General features: G+C 72.6%; 20 protein-coding genes. 13 read left to right on the forward strand and 7 right to left on the reverse strand.

Translation table 11 applies throughout. The features are described from left to right. The first annotated feature begins 50 nt into the window (after positions 1-50). Positions 51-1,427: an FAD-binding oxidoreductase gene (locus tag LXN57_RS22185; protein WP_251800090.1), complete on the forward strand. Its 1,377-nt coding sequence runs from the start codon at positions 51-53 to the stop codon at positions 1,425-1,427. 125 nt (positions 1,428-1,552) lie between these two features. Here LXN57_RS22185 and LXN57_RS22190 read toward each other — a convergent pair whose 3' ends face one another. Beyond that, a complete protein-coding gene (locus LXN57_RS22190) occupies positions 1,553-2,293 on the reverse strand; it encodes a hypothetical protein (RefSeq protein WP_251800140.1) in 741 nt (246 codons plus the stop codon). A 215-nt stretch (positions 2,294-2,508) separates the two neighbouring features. On the opposite strand from LXN57_RS22190, the gene LXN57_RS22195 reads away from it, so the two are divergent. The 3 genes from LXN57_RS22195 (at position 2,509) to LXN57_RS22205 (ending at position 4,291) form a co-directional block, all read left to right on the forward strand. Continuing rightward, complete coding sequence (locus LXN57_RS22195) at positions 2,509-2,973, forward strand: hypothetical protein (protein ID WP_251800091.1); 465 nt, start codon at positions 2,509-2,511, stop codon at positions 2,971-2,973. Positions 2,974-3,131: 158 nt separating this feature from the next. Continuing rightward, on the forward strand, positions 3,132-3,872 hold the full coding sequence (locus LXN57_RS22200) for a hypothetical protein (RefSeq protein WP_251800092.1): 741 nt from the start codon (positions 3,132-3,134) through the stop codon (positions 3,870-3,872). Continuing rightward, positions 3,869-4,291, forward strand: coding sequence for an RDD family protein (locus LXN57_RS22205; RefSeq protein WP_251800093.1), 423 nt, complete (start codon positions 3,869-3,871; stop codon positions 4,289-4,291). The genes LXN57_RS22200 and LXN57_RS22205 overlap by 4 nt, the downstream gene beginning before the upstream one ends. Here the strand turns inward: LXN57_RS22205 and LXN57_RS22210 are convergent. Next, complete coding sequence (locus tag LXN57_RS22210; protein WP_251800094.1) at positions 4,288-5,205, reverse strand: LysR family transcriptional regulator; 918 nt, start codon at positions 5,203-5,205, stop codon at positions 4,288-4,290. The genes LXN57_RS22205 and LXN57_RS22210 overlap by 4 nt on opposite strands. 65 nt (positions 5,206-5,270) lie before the next feature. Between LXN57_RS22210 and LXN57_RS22215 the strand changes: the two genes are divergently transcribed. Further along, positions 5,271-8,654, forward strand: coding sequence for a bifunctional proline dehydrogenase/L-glutamate gamma-semialdehyde dehydrogenase (locus tag LXN57_RS22215; RefSeq protein WP_251800095.1), 3,384 nt, complete (start codon positions 5,271-5,273; stop codon positions 8,652-8,654). 153 nt (positions 8,655-8,807) lie between these two features. Here LXN57_RS22215 and LXN57_RS22220 read toward each other — a convergent pair whose 3' ends face one another. Together LXN57_RS22220 and LXN57_RS22225 are read right to left on the reverse strand one after the other, a co-directional pair. Further along, positions 8,808-9,422 carry an MSMEG_1061 family FMN-dependent PPOX-type flavoprotein gene (locus LXN57_RS22220; RefSeq protein WP_251800096.1) on the reverse strand — a complete coding sequence of 205 codons (615 nt, stop codon included), beginning with the start codon at positions 9,420-9,422 and terminating at the stop codon, positions 8,808-8,810. Positions 9,423-9,431: 9 nt separating this feature from the next. Then, positions 9,432-10,373, reverse strand: coding sequence for a phosphoglycerate dehydrogenase (locus LXN57_RS22225; RefSeq protein WP_251800097.1), 942 nt, complete (start codon positions 10,371-10,373; stop codon positions 9,432-9,434). 24 nt (positions 10,374-10,397) lie between these two features. Between LXN57_RS22225 and LXN57_RS22230 the strand changes: the two genes are divergently transcribed. Both LXN57_RS22230 and LXN57_RS22235 read left to right on the forward strand, forming a co-directional pair. Then, complete coding sequence (locus tag LXN57_RS22230) at positions 10,398-11,486, forward strand: aminotransferase-like domain-containing protein (protein WP_251800098.1); 1,089 nt, start codon at positions 10,398-10,400, stop codon at positions 11,484-11,486. A gap of 134 nt (positions 11,487-11,620) precedes the next feature. Further along, positions 11,621-12,235 carry an HNH endonuclease family protein gene (locus LXN57_RS22235; protein ID WP_251800139.1) on the forward strand — a complete coding sequence of 205 codons (615 nt, stop codon included), beginning with the start codon at positions 11,621-11,623 and terminating at the stop codon, positions 12,233-12,235. A 232-nt stretch (positions 12,236-12,467) separates the two neighbouring features. Here LXN57_RS22235 and LXN57_RS22240 read toward each other — a convergent pair whose 3' ends face one another. The 3 genes from LXN57_RS22240 to LXN57_RS22250 all read right to left on the reverse strand — a co-directional run bounded on the left by LXN57_RS22240 (position 12,468) and on the right by LXN57_RS22250 (position 14,327). Further along, positions 12,468-12,920, reverse strand: a complete 453-nt coding sequence (locus LXN57_RS22240; RefSeq protein WP_251800099.1) for a helix-turn-helix transcriptional regulator — start codon at positions 12,918-12,920, stop codon at positions 12,468-12,470. Beyond that, the gene (locus LXN57_RS22245; protein ID WP_251800100.1) at positions 12,893-13,612 is read right to left on the reverse strand and encodes a hypothetical protein; all 720 of its coding nucleotides are present in this window, start codon (positions 13,610-13,612) and stop codon (positions 12,893-12,895) included. Before LXN57_RS22245 ends, LXN57_RS22240 begins: the two co-directional genes overlap by 28 nt. A gap of 148 nt (positions 13,613-13,760) precedes the next feature. Continuing rightward, positions 13,761-14,327, reverse strand: a complete 567-nt coding sequence (locus LXN57_RS22250) for an HdeD family acid-resistance protein (RefSeq protein ID WP_251800101.1) — start codon at positions 14,325-14,327, stop codon at positions 13,761-13,763. 350 nt (positions 14,328-14,677) lie between these two features. Here LXN57_RS22250 and LXN57_RS22255 point away from each other — a divergent pair, with 350 nt between their 5' ends. The 6 genes from LXN57_RS22255 (at position 14,678) to LXN57_RS47945 (ending at position 19,793) form a co-directional block, all read left to right on the forward strand. Next, positions 14,678-15,580 (forward strand): acetyltransferase, encoded by a 903-nt coding sequence (locus tag LXN57_RS22255; RefSeq protein WP_251800102.1) that lies wholly within the window; start codon positions 14,678-14,680, stop codon positions 15,578-15,580. A gap of 11 nt (positions 15,581-15,591) precedes the next feature. Then, positions 15,592-16,500 carry a phosphotransferase family protein gene (locus LXN57_RS22260; protein WP_251800103.1) on the forward strand — a complete coding sequence of 303 codons (909 nt, stop codon included), beginning with the start codon at positions 15,592-15,594 and terminating at the stop codon, positions 16,498-16,500. A 9-nt stretch (positions 16,501-16,509) separates the two neighbouring features. After that, positions 16,510-17,229: a lysophospholipid acyltransferase family protein gene (locus tag LXN57_RS22265; RefSeq protein WP_251800104.1), complete on the forward strand. Its 720-nt coding sequence runs from the start codon at positions 16,510-16,512 to the stop codon at positions 17,227-17,229. A 174-nt stretch (positions 17,230-17,403) separates the two neighbouring features. Next, positions 17,404-17,919: a monooxygenase family protein gene (locus LXN57_RS22270; RefSeq protein WP_251800105.1), complete on the forward strand. Its 516-nt coding sequence runs from the start codon at positions 17,404-17,406 to the stop codon at positions 17,917-17,919. A gap of 106 nt (positions 17,920-18,025) precedes the next feature. Next, complete coding sequence (locus LXN57_RS22275; protein ID WP_251800106.1) at positions 18,026-19,564, forward strand: glycosyltransferase; 1,539 nt, start codon at positions 18,026-18,028, stop codon at positions 19,562-19,564. A gap of 97 nt (positions 19,565-19,661) precedes the next feature. Beyond that, positions 19,662-19,793, forward strand: a complete 132-nt coding sequence (locus tag LXN57_RS47945) for a hypothetical protein (RefSeq protein ID WP_285904657.1) — start codon at positions 19,662-19,664, stop codon at positions 19,791-19,793. The last annotated feature ends 16 nt before the right edge of the window (positions 19,794-19,809 follow it).

Here is a 19,809-nt window from a genome sequence, read left to right on the forward strand (position 1 = left end):
CTCGGTCAGAGTCCCCGGTGTCGCCACATAGCAGACCGGAAGGGACCACCATGACCACCGCCGTCGAAACGTTCGAGGCGCTCCGTCGCCGGCTCACCGGGGCACTCGCCGTGCCCGGGGAGCCGCTCTACGCCGAGCTGGCGACCGGATTCAACGTCGCGATCGCCGCGACACCCGCGGCCGTCGTCGAAGCCCGCGACGCGCGGGATGTCGCCGAGGCCGTGCGCTTCGCCGCCGCGACCGGACGGGCGGTCGCCGTGCAGGCCACCGGGCACGGCCTGGCCGGCCCGCTCGACGGCGCGATCCTCCTGCACACCCGGCGTCTCGACGAGTGCGTCGTGCACCCCGACGGGTGGGCGCGGGTCGGCGCCGGGGTGCGCTGGCAGCAGGTGCTCGACGCGGCCGCCCCGCACGGTCTGGCCCCGCTGTGCGGCTCCGCCACCGGCGTGGGCGTCGTCGGCTACACCACCGGCGGCGGGCTCGGCCCGGTCGCTCGCACCTTCGGCTGGGCTTCCGACCGCGTACGCGCCATCGAGATCGTCACCGGCGACGGCGTGGCCCGCCGGGTGACAGCGGTCGACGAGCCCGAGCTGTTCTGGGGAGTGCGCGGCGGCAAGGGGGCGCTGGGTGTCGTCACGGCGCTCGAGTTCGACCTGGTGCCGTTGCCGTCGTTGTACGCCGGGGCGCTCTACTTCGCCGGCGCCGACGCCTCCGTGGTCATGCACCGATGGCGGGAGTGGTCGTCCGCCCTGCCGCCCGAGGCGACCACGTCGCTCGCGCTGCTGCAGCTGCCGCCGATGCCGGGCGTGCCCGAGCCCCTGGCCGGCACCTTCACGGTCGCAGTGCGATTCGCCTGGACCGGGACCCCGGAGTCCGGGGAAGCCGTGCTCGCTCCCCTGCGGGCGGCCGCGGCGCCTCTCATCGACGCCGTTCGGACCATCCCGTACGCGGCCATCGGCATGGTGCACGCCGACCCGCCCGGCCCGATGCCCGCGCTCGAGGAGACCGACCTGCTGTCGTCGCTGCCCGCCGAGGCCGTGGACGCCCTGCTGGCCGTGGCCGGCCCGGACGCCCGCTCGCCGCAGGTGATCGTCGAGCTGCGCCAGCTGGGCGGCGCGCTGGCCGCCGAGCCGGCGCACCCGAGCGCCCTCTGCCACCGCGACGCGGCGTTCGTCCTGACCATCATCGGCGTCCCCGCGCCGCCCGTCGCCGAGGCGATCGTCCCGCACGCCGCCGCACTGCGCTCGGCGCTCGCCCCGTGGGCCACGGGCGGGGCCCTGCCCAACCACGGCGCTGCGGCCGGCCAGGAGCGGATCGCCCGCTCGTACGACCCGGCGACCCTGGCCCGGCTGACGTCGCTGGCCGAGCGCTACGACCCGGCGAACGTCCTGCGCGCCGGCCAGGTCCCGCTCCGCTCCGCCGCCTGACCTGGCGCCGGCTCTCCTCTTCCGTGGCGCGTGACCTGGCGGGGTCGCGCGCCACGGATCGGTTCTGCCCCGTAGCGCGTGATTCGCAAGCCTGGCGCCCACGCCGGCGGCGCTCCTCACCGGGCTCACATGAGCCAGAGGTCCATCCCGGAGCTGCCCTGCGGCGGGTCGGCGAAGACGGGCGGCGGGCGGCGACGCCGCCGGATCATCCGGGGCAGAATCACCGCGGCCGGCCCCGATCGGCCGACCCCCAGGCGGGCCAGCTCGCGTGCGCCCGGTCCGGTGGGGATGTCGCGGGGCAGCGCGGCCACGGCGACCAGCCACGTCGGCAGGCCCAGCAGCCGCAGCACCCGCGACAGCCGCTCGGACTCGATGACACTGTCCGGGTCGAGCGGCTCCCGCAACACCTCGGTCAGCTCACCGCCCCGCTCGGGATGCCCCGCCACCGCGGCGATCGAGGCGACGTCCTCCAGACCGAGCGGATCGTCCAGGACGTCCTCCTCGGCCCCCGGTTCGCGCGCCGGGTCGCTGACGTAGCGCCCGGCCTCCTCGCCGTCCGCCCAGGCCACCAGGGCCAGCTGCCGATCGGCCAGCACCCGCGCCACCAGCACGGACGCGCCGAGCCCCCCGGCCAGCGCCTCCCCGACGCCGACGATCCCCCGCCGCCCGGAGGCGACAGCGCCGTCGCCGGGAACCGCCACCACCGGCAGCCACCCGTCCTGCACCGGCGCGATCCACCCGGTGAACCGCAGCCGCCGCAACAACCCGGTCACGCCGGCCGCGTCGGCCGATCGGACGAGCGCCACCGCGTACGACTCACCGGCCGGGCCGCCGACCTCGGGACCAGGACGGAACGGGTAGACCATCCCTGCATCGTCGCACCGCCCCGGCGACCGCGCTCGTCGTCCGGGCTCACCGCAGACCGGTGGCGACCTTCCCCTACCGGGGGCGGAACCTGGGGAGGAGTCCCCGCAGCCACTGAGGGCCACAGCAAGAACTGCGGTCGCGAGCATCGAAAACGATCAAAGCATGCACCGAAGCCTATTCAAACGATGGGAGCTGTAGGAAGAAGCATCGATGGATGGCCGCTTCCGGCCAGATCGTCGAGGCCGGTCCACTGTGGTCCTACGGTGGCTGCATCGCCGAAACAGAAACGGAGGAACACCGGATGATTCGCCACCGGAACGTACGCCGAGGGGTTCTGCTGACCCTTCTCGCCTCGCTCTGCTCCGTGCCCGTCGTGGTCACCGGAGCCACCGCGGCCAGCGCTGCGGCCTGCACCGGTCTGCTGTCGAACGCTACGCCCAGCGTCGGGATCGTGGGATACCAGCGCAAGTACGGCTATACCGCCACCATCATCGCGGGCGAGACCACCAACCAGAACGCGGCCGACCCCGTGGACCGATTCCGGATCTTTCCCGGAGGGGTTGCCACGGTCGTCTACTACGACCTGGTGACGGGCGCTTACCTCGCCACCCACCACAACGTCATCCCCGGCAACTACTGGAAGAACATCTGTCACTGGGCGATCGTGACGGTCTCCTGACCGTGACCCGAGGCGGGCGCCCGCCGTCCGCCGCGGTCATTCGTCCCCGGCGGATGGCTCCGGGCACTCATCCTCGACAGATGAGGTGCGGGCGGAACGCCGGAGGGACCATAGCCGCGGCGGCCGGGAACACCGGCCCGGGTAGCTGGAGGTCCACGATGCTCGGTTTCTCCGGCCAGGAGCCGGCGGCGAACGACCCGATCCTGGAGCCGACAGCCCAGCAGCCAACTGCCGATGAGCCGACAGCCGGCCCGGTCGGATGGGGAGACGCCGCGATCGGCGCGGGGGCCCGGCTGGTGCGGGGCGCGGTGGACGCGGGCACGGCGGTCCGCGTACGGGTGGACGGCAGCGCGGCCGGCTTGCGGCGCTGGGCCGGCGAGCTGGCGGAGCAGGGAGCAGCCGAGCGCGGCCGAGCAGCCGAGACCATGGCCGAACAGCGGAGCCGTGCGGCGGCCACCGTGTCGAGCCGGCGGAGCCGGATGGCGTCCGCAGTGGCAGCCGCGGTCGACACTGTGGCCACTTCGCCGCTGGTCGACCGGGTGGTGGATGCTCAGGTCTCCCGGATCCTGCGGCCACTCGTGCGCACCGTGCTCGACGATGTGCTGACGCTGCTCGAGCAGGAGGCGGAACGCATCCAGCCGCTCGTGCGCGGGCAGCGCGACTCGATGGTGGACGAGTTGGTCGGCCGGATCCGCACCGGAGCGGCCGCCGGTGACGACGCCGTCGACCGGATGACCTCGCGGATGAGGTGGGGCAGGACCCGCCCGGCGCGGATCGGTGAGGCGCCGGTCGCGCCGCCGCCGGTGAACGAGCCCACCGTCGCGCCCGTGCCCGCCAACGGCGAGATTCCGTCCGCGACGCCCGGGGTTCCATCCGCGCCGCCCGGCGACCGGCGGTGACCTATGCCGGCGCGATCAGCCGGCTGCTCGCCTATCTGGTCGACGCCCTGCTGCTCGTGGCCGCCGCCACCGGCGCCATCGCCACGGTGGCGCTGGTCGCCCAGGTCGGCGGCGCTCCCCTCGAAGGACTGGCCCGGCTGCTCGCCGCGACGTACGCCCTCGGCCTGCCCATGGTGTTCGCGGCCGGCTGCACCCTCTTCTGGGCGCTGGCCGGGCGCACCCCGGGCATGGCCCTGCTCGGGTTGCGGGTGGTCACCCTCGACGGTCGCCCGCTGCGCTGGCCGGCCGCGCTGCTTCGGGCCGTCGTGCTGGCCTATTTCCCGGTCGGCGCGGCCTGGCTGCTGGTGGACCGGCGGCGCCAGGCCCTGCACGACAAGCTCGCTCGCACCGCGGTGACGCGCCCGGCGGACGGCGGCTAACCCGCCACCCGTTCCAGCGTTTCGCGCAGGGCCCGCGCGGCCGGGGAGGCGGCGCCGGAGAGGCGCTGCGCGGTGAAGATGGTGCGGCGCGGAAGGTCGGGGAGGTCCAGCAGGCGGCAGGAGGTGTCGCGGCCGGCCCAGACCAGGTCGGGGATCAGGGCCACGGCGTTGCCGGACTCGACGAGGCGGATGTGAGCCTGCAGGTCGGCGGTCTCGTAGCGGACGTCCGGTTCGAAGCCGGTGGAGCGGCACAGTTGCTCGGCGAAGTGGCGGGACGCGGTGCCGCGCGGCTCCATCACCCACGGCATGTGGCGGGCCTCGTCGAGCGACGCCACCGGGTGCAGCGCCGCGCCGGGGGCGGGCAGGGCGAGGCGGATCGCGTCGGTGGTCAGCGGGCGGCGGTCGAGGCCGGGGTGGTGTGGCGCGGCGTGGGCCGGGTATTGCTCGGCGATAACCATGTCGAAGTCGCGGGCCCAGGTCTCGCGCAGTGCCTGTTCGGGCTCGCGTTGCACCATCTCGACCCGTACGTCGGGAAAGCGGGTGGCCATGGCCAGCAGAGTCGCCGGCATGAGGGCCAGCGCGGCCGATTGGAAGACGGCCACGCGCACCCGGCCGCTGACCGTCGCGGTCGAGGCCTGCAGCCGGGCCTCGGCCCGCTCCAGCGTGTCGAGCACCTCGCCCACCGAGCCGACCAGCACCTCGGCCTGCGGGGTCAGCTGGACACCTCGGCCGGACTTGCGCAGCAGCGGCATGCCGGCCTCCTTCTCGAGCTGGCTGAGCTGCTGCGACACCGCCGACGGCGAGAAGTTGAGCGCCTCGGCGACGGCCGCGATCGTGCCCCGGACGGCCAGTTCGCGCAGCAGCACCAGGCGGCGGATCTCCAGCACGTCGACCTCCGCGGGAAGATTAAGCAAAACTGAAGAGTACTCGTCGAAAACCGTCGCTTTTCCTGAACGGAACCCGGAAGGACACTTTCGGCATGTCTGATGTCGCCCAGTCGCCGGCCGAGAAGGTCGAGCACGCCGAACTCGCTGATGAGGCCATCGCCCTGGTCCGGCGCTGGCTGCACGAGGCTTCCACCATCAAGCCCACCGCCTCGGCGGCGCAGCTGGCCGGCCTGCTGCGCGACCCGAAGGGCCTCGCGTTCGCGGTCGGCTTCGTCGACGGCGTCGTGCGCCCCGAGGACGTCCGGGTCAGCGCCCGCGCCCTGCACGCGCTCGCGCCCGATGTTCCCCGCTTCCTGCCCGCTCCCCTGCGCGGCGCGGTGCGGCTCGGCGGCGCGCTCGCCCCGGTCCTGCCCGGCGTGGTCGTGCCGATCGCCCGCCGCGTACTGCGCCGCATGGTCGGCCACCTCGTCGTCGACGCCACCGACGCCAAGCTGGGCCGGGCCATCGCGAAGATCAAGCGCCGGGACGTACGCCTGAACGTCAACCTGCTCGGCGAGGCGGTGCTCGGCCGCGGCGAGGCGACCCGCCGGCTGCGCGAGACCGAACGGCTGCTCGGCCGCGACGACGTCGACTACGTGTCGATCAAGGTGTCGTCGACCGTCGCCCCGCACAACCCGTGGGCGTTCGACGAGGCCGTCACCGAGATCGTCGAGCAGCTCACGCCGCTGTTCACGCTGGCCGCCACCGCCCGTACGCGCAAGTTCGTCAACCTCGACATGGAGGAGTACAAGGACCTCGACCTCACGATCGCGGTCTTCACCCGCCTCCTCGACAAGCCCGAGCTGCGCGACCTCGAGGCCGGCATCGTGCTGCAGGCCTACCTGCCGGACGCGCTCGCCGCGATGATCCGCCTGCAGGATTGGTCGGCCGGGCGCCGGGCCGACGGGGGCGCCGGCATCAAGGTGCGCCTGGTCAAGGGGGCCAACCTGCCGATGGAGCAGGTCGAGGCGACCGTGCACGGCTGGCCGCTGGCCACCTGGGGCAGCAAGCAGGAGACCGACACCAACTACAAGCGGGTGCTCGGCTACGCGCTGCACCCCGACCGCATCGGCAACGTGCGGCTGGGCGTGGCCGGTCACAACCTCTTCGACATCGCGTACGCGTGGCTGCTGGCCGGTCGCCGCGGGGTGCGCGCGGGCATCGAGTTCGAGATGCTGCTCGGCATGGCCGAGGGCCAGGCCGAGGTGGTCCGGCGTGAGGTCGGCGGGCTGCTGCTCTACACCCCGGTCGTACGGCCGGAGCAGTTCGACGTCGCCATCGCCTACCTCATCCGCCGCCTCGAAGAGGGCGCGAGCAGCGACAACTTCATGTCGGCGGTGTTCGAGCTGGACAGCGACTCCGAGCTGTTCGCCCGCGAGCGCGACCGTTTCCTGGCTTCCCTCGAGCAGGTGGACGACGAGGTGCCCGCCCCGCGTCGCGTCGCCGTCCGGCCCGCCATCGAGACCGGGCACTTCGCGAACACCCCCGACACCGATCCGGCCATCGCGGACAACCGCGCCTGGGTCCGCGCGACCCTGACGAAGGCGCCCACGTCGACGCTGGGCGTGGACACCATCAACGCCGCCCGGGTCACCGACGAGCGCCGCCTCGACGACCGCCTCGGAGCGGCGGCTGCCGCCGCCACGGCGTGGGGCGCGCTGACCGGCGCCGAGCGCGGCGCCGTCCTGCACCGGATCGGCGAGGCCCTCGAAGCCCACCGGGCCGACCTGCTCGAGGTCATGGCGTCCGAGGCCGGCAAGACGGCCGATCAGGCCGACCCCGAGATCTCCGAGGCCGTCGACTTCGCGCACTACTACGGCGAGCTGGCCGCCGGTCTCGACACCGTCGACGGCGCGGTCGCCGTGCCCGAGAAGCTCACCCTGGTCACGCCGCCGTGGAACTTCCCGGTGGCGATCCCGGCCGGCTCCGTGCTGGCCGCCCTGGCCGCCGGTTCCGCGGTCGCCCTCAAGCCGGCCGGTCCGGCCGAGCGCTGCGGCGCCGTGCTGGCGAGCATCATCAAGCCGGTGCTGCCCGACGCCGACCTGCTCACCCTGATCCAGGTCGAGGAGCGGGCGCTCGGCAAGCAGCTGATCAGCCACGCGCTGGTCGACCGGGTCATTCTGACCGGCGCCTACGAGACGGCCGAGCTGTTCCGCTCGTTCCGGGCCGACCTGCCGCTGCTGGCCGAGACCAGCGGCAAGAACGCCATCATCGTGACCCCCAGCGCCGACCTCGACCTGGCCGTCAAGGACGTCGTCACCTCCGCCTTCGGGCACGCCGGCCAGAAGTGCTCGGCCGCGTCGCTGGTCGTCCTGGTCGGCTCGGTGGCCCGGTCCGAGCGCTTCCGCCACCAGCTGCTCGACGCCGCCTGCTCGCTGACCGTGGGCTGGCCGTCGGACCCGCGCAGCCAGGTCGGTCCGGTGATCGAGCCGGCCGCGGGCAAGCTGCTGGACGGCCTGACCGAGCTCGGCCCGGGCGAGTCGTGGCTGCTCGAGCCGAAGTCGCTGGACGACACCGGCCGGCTGTGGAGCCCGGGCATCCGCGACGGCGTGACCCGCGGGTCGGACTACCACCGCACCGAGTACTTCGGCCCGATCCTCGGCGTCATGACCGCCGAGACCCTCGACGAGGCGATCGACCTGGTCAACGACGTCGACTTCGGCCTCACCTCGGGTCTGCACTCGCTCGACCCGGACGAGCTGGCGCTCTGGCTCGACCGGGTGCAGGCGGGCAACCTGTACGTGAACCGCGGCATCACCGGCGCGATCGTGCGCCGCCAGCCGTTCGGTGGCTGGAAGCGCTCGGCGGTCGGTCCCGGCACCAAGGCGGGCGGCCCGAACTACCTGGTCGGCCTCACCGGCTGGCAGTCGGCCTCGTCGTCCTCTTCTGCCAAGATCGATAACGTTGCGGTGCGGACGCTGCTCACAGCGGCCGGCAACGACCCGATGCTCGAGCGCGCGGCCCACAGCGACGCCGCGGCGTGGGCGTCCTCTTTCGGTACGACGGCGGACGTGTCCGGGCTCTGGGCCGAGCGCAACGTGCTGCGCTACCTGCCGGTGCCGGTCGAGGTGCGGCTGGCTCCCGGCGGTTCGGTCGCCGAGCTGCTGCGGGTCGTCGCCGCGGGTCTGCGCGCGGGCGCGCCGTTCCGGGTCTCGACCGCCTCCTCCTTGCCGGTTGACCTGCCGGTCGACGTACGGATCGAGGATGACGCGACGTTCGCGGCCGGTCTGCGGGGCGTCAACCGCGTACGGCTGGTCGGCGGTTCGCCCGAAGCATTGGCCCGGGCCACCGGCGGGCGCCCCGACCTGGCAGTCTGGTCGCACCCCGTGACCGAGGCGGGCCGCGTCGAGATGCTGCCGTTCCTGCGCGAGCAGGCGGTCAGCATCACGGCCCACCGCTTCGGCAACCCCGACAAGCTGGCCCAGTCAGTCCTGTAAGCACCTCATTCGGCCGACGGCCGCGTGGCATACCACCGCGCGGCCGCCTCCAGCTGTTCGGCAAATCACGACCGGCAACCCTGTGGACAACCCGGATTGCCCACTTTGCGCCGTGTACTTTCCGGCCAGCCCCCTGGGTGGGCGGGGTGGGGCTCAGTAGGGGTCGGCGGCGGCCAGGTCGAGGGCGTCGTCGATGACCTCGGCCTCGACCTCCGTGCCCGAGATGCTCTTGGCGATCCGGCCCGCGCTGGGGACGTCACCCTTCACCGGCCACGTGGCCGTGTCCCACAGGCGCGAGCGCGTGAAGGCCCGCGCACAGTGCAGGAACAACTCCTCGACGACGACCTCGACGGCCAGCTGAGGGACCACGTTCCTCATCGCCAGGCGGTCCAGGTACGGCGCTTCCGCCACGATCCGGGCGCGGCCGTTGACCCGTACGGTGTCGCCCGAGCCCGGCACCATGAAGACCATCCCCACCCGGGGCCGCTGCAGCAGGTTCGTCAGGCTGTCCAGGCGCCCGTTGCCCTTGCGGTCGGCGAACGCCAGCGTCCGGTCGTCGAGCACCAGCACACTGCCGGCCGGGTCGCCCCGCGGCGAGACGTCGCAGGTGCCGTCCGCGGCCGAGGTGGCCAGCAGGAAGAACGGGCTCATCTCGATGAACCGGCGCGACTCGGGGTCGATGTGGTCGATGCCCTTCTCCGCGATGAACCGCGGCGGCGGGGCCACGTATTCGCGAAGCTCCGCCTCGGACCCGATCACCCTCATCATCAGGCGAGGCTAACCTTGCACGACGTTGCGGAGCGAGCGCCCCTCCTGGAATGCGACCAAGTTCTCGCTGACCAACGCGTCGGCCCCGACGGGCCGGCCCCCCGCGACGTGCGGCGTGATGATGACATTGGGTTCGTTCCACAGGCCGGACGACTCGGGCAGCGGCTCGGTCTCGAACACGTCGAGCGCGGCCCCGCCGATGCGCCCCTCCTCGAGCGCGTCGAGCAGCGCGTCCTCGTCGAGCGTGACGCCCCGGCCCACGTTGACCACCCAGGCGTGCTCGGGCAGCAGGTCGAACACGTCCGCGCCGAGGGCGTGGGTGGTCGACTCCGAAGCGGGCAGGATGCCGATCAGCACGTCCGTGGCGGGCAGCAGCCGCGGGAGGCCGGCCTCGGTGACCACGTCGAAGCCCGCGCGCGTGCCGGCCGTGCGGGCCACGCCCGTCACCTTGGCGCCCAACGCCTTCAGGAGCGGCGCCAGGACGGCCGCGATGCTGCCGAACCCCCAGATCACCACGGTGGCGTCGCGCAGCGTGTAGAAGCCCTGAGTGGCCTGGGCGGCCTGCAGCTCGCGCATCTCGTCGGCCCAGTGGCGGGCGGCCTGGGCCCGCAGGAGCACATGCAGATGGCGTACGGCGGCCAGCGTCAGCGCCAGGGTGTGCTCGGCCACCGTCCCGTCGTGCAGGCCGCGTCCCGAGGTGACCACGACGTCGGGCCCGAAGCCGGCCGCGAGCACGGCGTCGGGCCCGGCGGCCAGGGTCTGCACCCAGCGCAGCTGCTTGAGCCGCCCGGCCGCGTCCCGCAGCTGATCGCCGGGGTTGTTCCAGACGACGAGCATCTCGGCGTCGGCGTGCTCCTCGGGAATCGGCCGGGCATGCGCATAACGGACGGCGGTGACCCCTTCCGGCAGCTGCGGGTCGAGGTGCGCGCTGTCCGGCAACAGAATCTTCATGGTGCCCAGACTAGATTCGGGACGGTGACGATCGTCCAGTTCGAGCACCGGCCCGGGATCCTCGACCTCGGCTGGGGGCACCCGCGCCCGGCTCTGCTGCCCCTCGCCGAGTGGTCACAGGCCGGGGCACAAAGCATTGCGGCGCACGGCTGGCAAGCCCTCACCTACGGCCACGCGCCCGGCCCGGCGCCGCTGATCGACTGGCTCTGCGCCCACGTCGGCGACGCCGCCGCCGACCAGACGTTCGTGACGGCCGGCGCCTCGCACGGGCTCGCCCTGCTCACCCAGCTGCTGGCCGAGCCGGGCGACACCGTGCTGGTCGACTCCCCCACGTACCACCTGGCGTTCAAGATCTTCACCGACCACGGCGTGCGGCTCGTGCCGGCGCCCGCGGACGAGCACGGCTTGCTGCCCGCCGAGACGGCCGCGCTGGCCCGGTCGCTCGACGCCGCCTTCCTCTACCTGGTGCCCACGTTCGGCAATCCGACCGGGCGCAGTCTGCCGCCCGGACGCCGGCGCGAACTGGTCTGCCAGGGCCTGACGATCATCGAGGACGACACGTATCGCGAGCTGTACTACGGCGACGCCGCTCCGCCCGCGCTGTGGCAGCTGGCCGAACAGGACGGCGTCATCCGCCTCGGGTCGTTCGCCAAGACCGTGGCGCCCGGGCTGCGGCTGGGCTGGATCAACGCGTCCCCCTTCCTGGTCGACCGCCTGACCCGGCTGGGTTACGTGCACAGCGGCGGCGGTGTCAACCACTCGGTGGCGATGACGATGGCCGCGTACGGCTCGTCCGGGGCGTACGCGAAGCACGTGGCCGCCCTGCGCGGGCGGTACCGGGACCAACGGGACGCGCTGACCGGCGCCCTCGGAACGCCCCCACCGGACGGCGGCTGGTTCGTCTGGCTGCCGCTGCCGCCCCACCTCGACGCGGCGACCCTGCTGCCGGTCGCGGAACGTCACGGCGTCTCGTTCGTGCCCGGCACCGCCTTCTACGCCGGCGGCCGGGGTGGTTCCGACCGCGTCCGGCTGAGCTTTTCCCACCTGTCCCCGGCCGACCTCGCCCAGGCCGCGGCACGGCTGGGTGCCGCCATCGCAGCAACCGGCCGGTAAACATTTATTTTCATCAATAGTTGTTCGGTAGGACAGAACAGGGATCTCCCGCCCGGCCCGATCGCCATCGACACTGATCGACATCTGTTCGAGAAGGTCGAGAGGAGCCGGTCATGCGTCGTCTTGTCCGCCGAATGTCCCTGCTTGCTGCCCTGACGGCAGTGATCGGAACGACTGCCGCCGCACCCGCCGCGGCCGCCCCGCCGAACATCCCGTCCGCCACCACAGCGCGGTCGCAGCTCGCCGCGCTGACTGTGGCCACGCAGGGCTCCATGAGCGGATACTCCCGCGACCACTTCAACCACTGGATCACCATCAGCGGCAGCTGCAACACCCGCGAGACCGTGCTCGAGCGCGACGGCAGCAACGTCGTCACCAGCTCGGCCTGCGCGGCGACGTCGGGCAGCTGGTACTCCCCCTACGACGGCGCGACCTGGAGCGCCGCGTCCGACGTCGACATCGACCACGTCGTGCCGCTGGCGGAAGCGTGGCGTTCCGGAGCGAACTCGTGGACCGCGGCCGAGCGGCAGCGCTTCGCCAACGATCTGAGCCGGCCTCAGCTGATCGCTGTCACCGACAACGTCAACCAGTCGAAGGGTGACCAGGACCCGTCGACCTGGCAGCCGTCGCGTACGGCCTACCGCTGCACCTACGCCCGCATGTGGATCGGTGTGAAGCACTACTGGGACCTCACGCTCCAGCAGGCCGAGAAGACCGCTCTCGAGACAACCCTCGCCACGTACTGCTGAGGCGTTCGCCGGACGTGGAACCGAGCCACCTCGTGCAGGTCGCTGTCGTCGCCCTCGCAATGCTTGGTGGTGGCGCCGCTGAGTCAGGCGTGGTCGCCGGCGGCCGCCGCGCGGAACGGCCGCCGGGGATCCACGCCATGCCGGTGGCCGGCGGGCTCAGGGCCTCGGCCATGGATCGAGCATCGGCGTGGGGCGGTCCGCCGGTCGTCATCCGCGTCGGATGGCTCCTCGGTCAGAGCAGACCCAGTTCGCGGGCCCGGCGGACCGCCTCGTTGCGGCGGGTCGCCGCCAGCTTGCGCAACAATCCGCGCACGTGCGTCTTGACGGTGTTGATCGAGACGTACATCGTGCGGGCGGTCTCCTCGGTGGAGAGCAGTTGGGCCAGGTGGGCGAGCACCTCGGTCTCCCTCGTGGTGAGGGACTCCACGACCACCGGTGCGGCGAGCGGACGCGCGGCCCGAGCCGCCGGGAGTGTCACCCCGAGCCAGGCATGGCGGACGCTGAGGTCACGTTCTTCGCGCAGGAAACGCCGCACCGCCATCGGGGCCTCGAGCAGAGGGCGCCGCAGACGCTCCCTCTCGGCCAGGTTCAGCGCCTTCACCAGCACCCGCCGGGCGCGGTCGCGGTGCCCGTCGGCCAGCTCGGCGCCGGCCCGGATCAGCCAGCTGTCGACCCGGACGTCCATCGGGAGGCTCGGGCGGTCGCCCAGGACAGCCACCACCGACCGGGCGCGGCCGGTGTCGCCGTCCGCCAGCGCGGCCGCGGCCTCGGCGATCGCGTGCTGAGCGGTCGTGCCGCCGCCAGCGCGGCCGCGGCCTCGGCGATCGCGTGCTGAGCGGTCGTGCCGCCGCCCGCCGGCCGGCTGCCGGGCGCCAGCAGTGCCGTACGGGTCAGGTCGACGACCTCGGCCAGCCACGCCGGAAGTCCTTCGTGCGGCTGTCCCAGAATCCCGGCCGCGCGGGCGACCTCGCCCCGCGCGCGATGGATCCGGGCCCGCACGAGGGCCAGCAGACCGGACAGCAGCGCGTCCGGGCACGCGCTCAGCCGCATTTCGGCGTGCTCGCTGTGCAGGCCGGCGGCGGACAGGTCGTACTCGTCGGTGCGGACCCAGGCCAGAGCGACCTCCGGGGCGGCCGACGGGGGTTCGCCGTGGCCGTCGGTGAGGCTCAGCGCCAGACGCGCGTGCTCGGCGGCCCGCCGCAGCCGGCCCGCCAGCGCCTCGGCCAGCGCCAGACGACCGAGCAGGTCGCGGGCCGCACCGGCCGGGAAAGCCTCCGGGTCGTCCACGACAACCTGCAGAACCTGACGTGTGCCGGCCAGATCATGCTGGCGCAACAGGCTCTCGGCCCGGGCGAGACGAATCCGCGCGGACGTCACTGGCGCTGCTCGTCACCCCGCGGGGATGACCGTCTCCGGGGGCGGTACGGCCTGCCGGTCCCGGGCCACCCGTCTCGGGCTGCCTGGCCGGTCCGGGCCAGGGGCCCGATTCGGCGCCGATTTCGGGGACCACCCTTCCGGAACGGCGTCAGGCGGTGACGCGGCGAAGGCGGAAGCCCAGCGCGATCTCGAACAGGCCGACCACGATGCCGCTGATGCCGGTGAGCACGATCATCACCCCGAGCGACAGGCTCGGCGTGAAGACGAAGACGAGCCCGGCGATGACGGACAGGCCACCGACGACCAACAGCAGCGCGCGGGCGCCGCCGGTCTCCTGCAGGCCCATCACGAAGGTGGCGATGCCGCCGAGCAGCCAGGTCAGCGCCACGATGGCGGCCAGCACACCGAGCGCGGTGACGATGTTGCGCAGGCAGATCACGCCGGCCACCACCAGGATCATGCCGACCAGGCCCGACAGCACGCTGCGGGCCAGGCCCCGGCCGACCGGCAGGAAGGCGCCGACGATGCGGAACAGGCCGGCGAGCAGCAACCAGATGCCGACCAGCGCGGCCATCACCCGCAGCGACAGGCCGGGCCAGGCAAGCACCACGATCCCGAAGATCACGCTGAACACGCCCAGCAGCAACGAGGTCCACCAGGGGAAGGGCGATGCGGACGGCTCTTCCCCGGCGATGGTCTGCGACGTCAAGGTCATGGCGAGCCTCCCGGAGTGCGTACGCCTCGGATCGCTCCCGAGCGTCGTCCGGCCGGCCCGGGAAAGCCTCATCCCGGTTGGGTGATGTCGCGCCGGTCGGCGAGGTACGGCGGCGCCATGAGCGGCCGGGTGCGTGCCGCGGCGGCCCGGGCGACGAAGCGCTGGCCGGCCGGGCGGTTCTGAGCAGCCTGCAGGCCGCACCTTCGGGGCCGCGAATGATAGGTTCCCGGTACGCCTACGAGCCCGGAAGGAGGTCGCACCGTGTCCCACGTTTCGCGCCCCTTCCGCGGCCCGGCGTCTCCGCGGATCTGATCCGGGGCGCCCGCACCACGCGCCCTGGGGGTTCCACCATGAGTTCCGTCGTCTACCGCCCGCTCGTCGACGGCGAGGAGTCGCTGTTCGACTCCCTGCCCGATCTCCTGCCGCTGCGCCAGATCTCGTACGCCGAAGGTCTGGCCGGCGGAGGCTTCCACCCGTCTCGAACCTGGGTCGCCCTGCGCGACGGCCGGGTTGTGGGCCGCGCCGCCTGGGTGCTGCCGCCCGGCGCTGCGGGCGGGCCCTGGCTCGAGCGGTTCGACCTGATCGACACGCCGCGGGTGGGCGCCTCGCTGCTGTCGGCAGCCCACGAGGCCCTCGGCGGCCCGCGTCCCTACTACCCGGCGTTGCCCGCCGGCTGGCACACGTCGCCGTCGGTCGTCTCGGCGATTGCCCCGGCCCTCGTGGCGGCCGAATCAGCCGGCCTCGTTCCCCACGGCGAACGGCTCCGCCTGCGCTGGACCCCCGGCGTTGCGGACGACCGGCCGGCGGCTGATCCGTCCGTGCGGCCGGCTTCGGGTCCGGCCGAGATCGACGAGCTCGTGGACCGGATCGTCACCCCCGACGTGCTGACCGGCAGCGAGACGGCCCGTGCCGTGGCGGCACTCGACCTCGCCCGGCAGCCGCGCCCCTGGCTCACCGGGGAAGCCACCGCCTGGCATGTCGCCCACGGCGGTGACGAGCCCCTCGGCCTGCTGGGCACGGCCGGACAGGCGTGCTGGCCCATGCTCGGCTATCTGGGTGTCCTTCCCGGCCCGCGTTCGACGACGGCACGGGCCGCGCTGATCGGCGCCGCGCTGACGGTGCTCGTGGGCGACGGCGCCGAGGAGGTGGTGGCCGACGCCGACGCCGACCGGTCGGATGTGCTGGCCGACCTGAAACGGGCCGGTTTCCGGCCGGTCCGGGCCCGGCTGACCTTCGAGCCCGCGGGAGCGTAGGGTCGCGGCTCGTGAAGCCTGCAATCACGGCCTGGGTCGAAGAAACCGCGCTGCCCGGTCAGCGGATCGCCGAGACCCGGCCGCTGACCGGCGGATACAGCAACGACAACACCGTCCTCACCATGACCGGCGGCGGTCAGTACGTCCTGCGGCGCTACCTCCGGGGCAACAAGTGCGCCCTGGAGGCGGCGCTGGCACACCGCCTGACCGGGGTCGTGCCGGTCGCCGAGGTGGTCGCGGCCGACCCTGCTGGTGACGCCGCGGGCGAGCCCGTCCTGCTGTCCGTTTTCGTGCCCGGCACCCCCGTCAACGAGCTGGACGAGGACGCGTTCGCCGCCGTCGCTCACGACGTCGGCGCCACGCTGGCCCGCATCGGCGCCGTCGAGTTCGCGGCCCCCGGCTTCTTCACCGGGGGCCGCCTCGAGCCCGACGGCGCCGAGCCCGCCGAGGGCCTCGACCGGTGGGTCGACCGCTGCCTGACCGAGGGCAACGCGGCCGGCCACCTGACCACCGCGGAGCAGGACGCCCTGCGTCGGTGGGCCCGCGCGGCGGCTCCGCAGCTGGCCGAGCTCAAGGGCTCCCGCCGGCTGGTCCACTCCGACTACAACCCCAAGAACCTGCTCGCCACCCGCGCGGGCGACGGCCGCTGGCGGGTGGCCGCCGTTCTGGACTGGGAATTCGCGTTCAGCAGCAGTCCGCTCGTCGACATCGGGAACATGCTGCGCTTCCCCCGTTCCGAGTCCTTCACCGCCGGGTTCCTGGCCGGCTTCCGAGACGGCGGCGGCGCCCTGCCGCCCAACTGGCGGCGCCTCAGCCAGGCGCTGGACCTGTTCGCGCTGGCCGACTTCCTCACCCGCCCGGTCGAGCACCGCTACTTCGCCAAGGCCGTCGACCGCATCCGGGTGCTGCTGGCTGATTAGGATGACCGCATGCTGCGGGTGTTCTCGGTGGCGTACTGGGCGTTCATCGGGATCACCTGCGTGGTGTTCTTCGCCGGTGCGGTCGTCGTCTGGCTGGTGACGCTGCCCTTCGACCGGCGGCGACTGGTGCTGCACCTGTACTCATCGGCGTGGGCGTCGTTCTACGTCTACGTCAACCCGTTGTGGCGCCTGCGAGTCATCGGCCGCGCCCGGCTGCCCTGGCACGGCGCCGCGGTGCTGGTGGCCAACCACGCCTCACTCATCGACATCCTGGTGTTGTTCGCCCTGTTCCGCCCGTACAAGTGGGTGTCCAAGCAAGAGATCTTCAAGGTCCCCCTGATCGGCTGGAACATGCGCCTCAACGACTACGTCCCCCTGGTCCGCGGCAGCAGCGCCTCGGTGCGCACGATGATGGACCACTGCGACCGCCTGCTGACCGCCGGTTCCCCCGTCCTGCTGTTCCCCGAGGGCCGCCGCACTCCCGACGGTTCGCTGCAGCCGTTCAAGAACGGGGCCTTCGACCTTTCCGTACGACACCAGGTGCCCGTCTACCCCATAGCAGTGCACGGCACGCGAGCAGCCCTCCCCCGCAACGGCGTCATCCTGCGCGAACACGTGTCCGCCCGCGTCGAGGTCCTGCCGGCCCTGGATCCCGCAGACTTCCCCGACAGCGAGTCGCTCCGGGAAGCAGCTCGCCAGGCCATCGCCAACGCCCTGCAACAGGATTGACACCCGCCAATCACCATCGGCGCTACGACCATCCATGGGCGCGGATCAATGGGCGGGCTGACCGTCGTGCTGATCCTGGGCTGAGACCTGATCGTGAAGGCCGCGCGCAACAAGTAGATGGTCGGTTGCGCGGGCTTACCATCGGAGGATCCCTGACCGGAAGGAGATCCGGTGATGCTGAGCCGCGTCAATCGAGAGACTGTCGACCTGTCGTCCTATCCCGACCTGGTGGTGGTCTATCTGGGTATGCGCGTCAACCGGCTGTACGGCCTGCGCACCCTGATGACCCGCGGCCCGCGGATCGACCGGTCGGACCAACCGGAGGGGCTGCTCGCGCACGAGTCGCTCCTCTGGTCGTTGTTCCCCATGCACCTCGGCATCCGCCAGTACTGGCGAGACCTACCCACGCTGCTGGCCTGGGCCCGCTCCGAGCCGCACCGCCTGTGGTGGCGCGACTTCCTGCGCGACAGCGGCGGCACCGGCTTCTGGCACGAGACCTACCTGCTGCGCGGCGGCATGGAGGCCGTCTACGACGACATCCCGCAGCGCCGCGGCTTCGCCTCTTTCGCCCCGGTGCACCCGGCCCGTGGCGCGATGTTCGGCTCGGCCACGCGGGTCGGCCGCCCGGAGGACGATATCGCCCCGGTCGTCACCGAGGACGACCTCTACACCCCCGGAACCGGACAGTAGGTTCTGTCTCTTAGATCAAAGGCCCCCTTCAAACGCGTCAAGTCGAGTCAGCATGAGCGCGCCGCCCTCGTCGCCGCTTTGACGGTCATCTCTACGATGGCGGCCCGTGAGGATCGCGCATTTCTGCGACAGCCACGCCGGCCGCCCGGACGGCGTCTCCCGCTCGGCCGCGTTGACCGTGGCGCTGCTGCGCGAGGCCGGGCATACCGTCGATTTCTATCAGCCCGGCCCGTTCTGGTCGTTCCGCCCGGCGCCGGGCCTCGTCCGCTCGCTGCCCGTGCCCGGCCGGCAGGTACGCCTCGCGTCACCGTGGCCGCGCTGCCGTCCGGCCGATCTGGTCCACGCGCACACAACCGGCCCGCTGGGAATGGCCGGCTTCCGCCTGGCGGCCCGCTGGCGGGTGCCGCTGATCGTCACCTGGCACACCGACCTGCTGGCCTACGCCGACATCTATCCGGAGGTCCCGATCGGCGCCGCCTGGTGCGCGGCCCAGCTGCGCTTGCGTTGGTCGCTCCGGGAGCACCTGGAGCTGGCCCAGCCCGGCGCCGAACGTCAGCGCCGGCTGGCCGCTCTCGGCCAAGGCATGTTCGCCCGCGCCGCCGCGGCAATTGCCCCTTCCGCCAAGACAGCCGCCGGCTTTGCGGTCTTCGGCCCCGGCCCGGAGATCTGCGTACTCCCGACCCCGGTCGACTCCCCGCGCACGTCCGTTGTTCACACCCCCGCGCCGCTCGAACCGCGCGTCCCGACGAGCGAGCCGGATCGCACAGTTGGCGTGTCGGACGCGCTCCCCGACGCCATGCGCATTCCACACAGCAGAGCGCACGATGCCGCCACCAGAGCAGAGCGCCCGGGCACCGCGAACGGCATCGCGCAGAGCCGATCGCACGACGGCGACAACCGACCGCAGCGCCCAAGCACCGCGGGTCCCATCGTGCCGAGCGGACCGCACGACGCCGACAACAGACGAGGTCGACCAATGACCGCGGCCCACAACGCGCAGAACGAATCGCACGATGCCGGCGACCGATCGGAGCGGCCGACCTACGCGGACGGCATCGCACAGACCGGGTCGGACGGTGCGGTCCGTGGATCGGGGCGACCGAGTCGTGCGGGCGGCGTCATCTTGTCGGTGGGCCGGGTGACGGCCGAGAAGAATCCGGAGCTGCTGCTTCGAGCATTTGCCCTGCTGCTCACCGAGAAACCTGAGGCACGCCTCGTTCTGCTCGGGGTACGCCTCGGCCGGGCACGCCTGCTGCGGTGCTTGGGGGCGCTCGGGCTGTCCAGGAGCGTCGACGTCGTTCCGCCCGTGCCGCATGCGGACGTGGCCGCCTTCTTCAGCGCGGCCGACGTGCTGGCTTTCTGCTCCACGAGCGACACGCAGAGCCTCGTGCTGGCCGAGGCCGAGGCGCACGGCCTGCCTGCCGTCGTGGCCGATCCGGGGCTCGCCGACCGGCCGGGCGGCGGACCGCCCCGGTTCACCTGCGAGGCCGGCCCACATGAACTGGCCGCCGCGCTGCGCCGGATGCTCGATGACAGCAGCTTGCGTACGAGAGTTGTCCACAACGGGTTGCAGGCAACCGCCGCCTATCCTCGATCGGTCTATCTCGAGCGCCTGGTCGACCTGTACCGCCGGCACCTGAGTTGAGTACGCCTGTCACGATCTCCGGCCGACCCGCTCGACTTCGTCACCGACTTCGGCGAGCTGAGCGGCAATCGCGGCATGCCGCAAGGGATTCTGGGGATTGGGCGGCGAGACGTCCTGGCCGGTCGTCGAATGGCTCCAGGAACAGGCGTACGACGGAACCCGCCCGGGCATCGGAAGGATCGTGCGTCCGGACAAGAAGTCCGAGACGACGCGCGCCCTGCGCGAGTGAGCTGCGAGGTCTCCGG

Origin of the sequence: Paractinoplanes hotanensis (assembly GCF_023717965.1) — a bacterium.
Taxonomy (GTDB): Bacteria; Actinomycetota; Actinomycetes; order Mycobacteriales; family Micromonosporaceae; genus Actinoplanes; species Actinoplanes polyasparticus.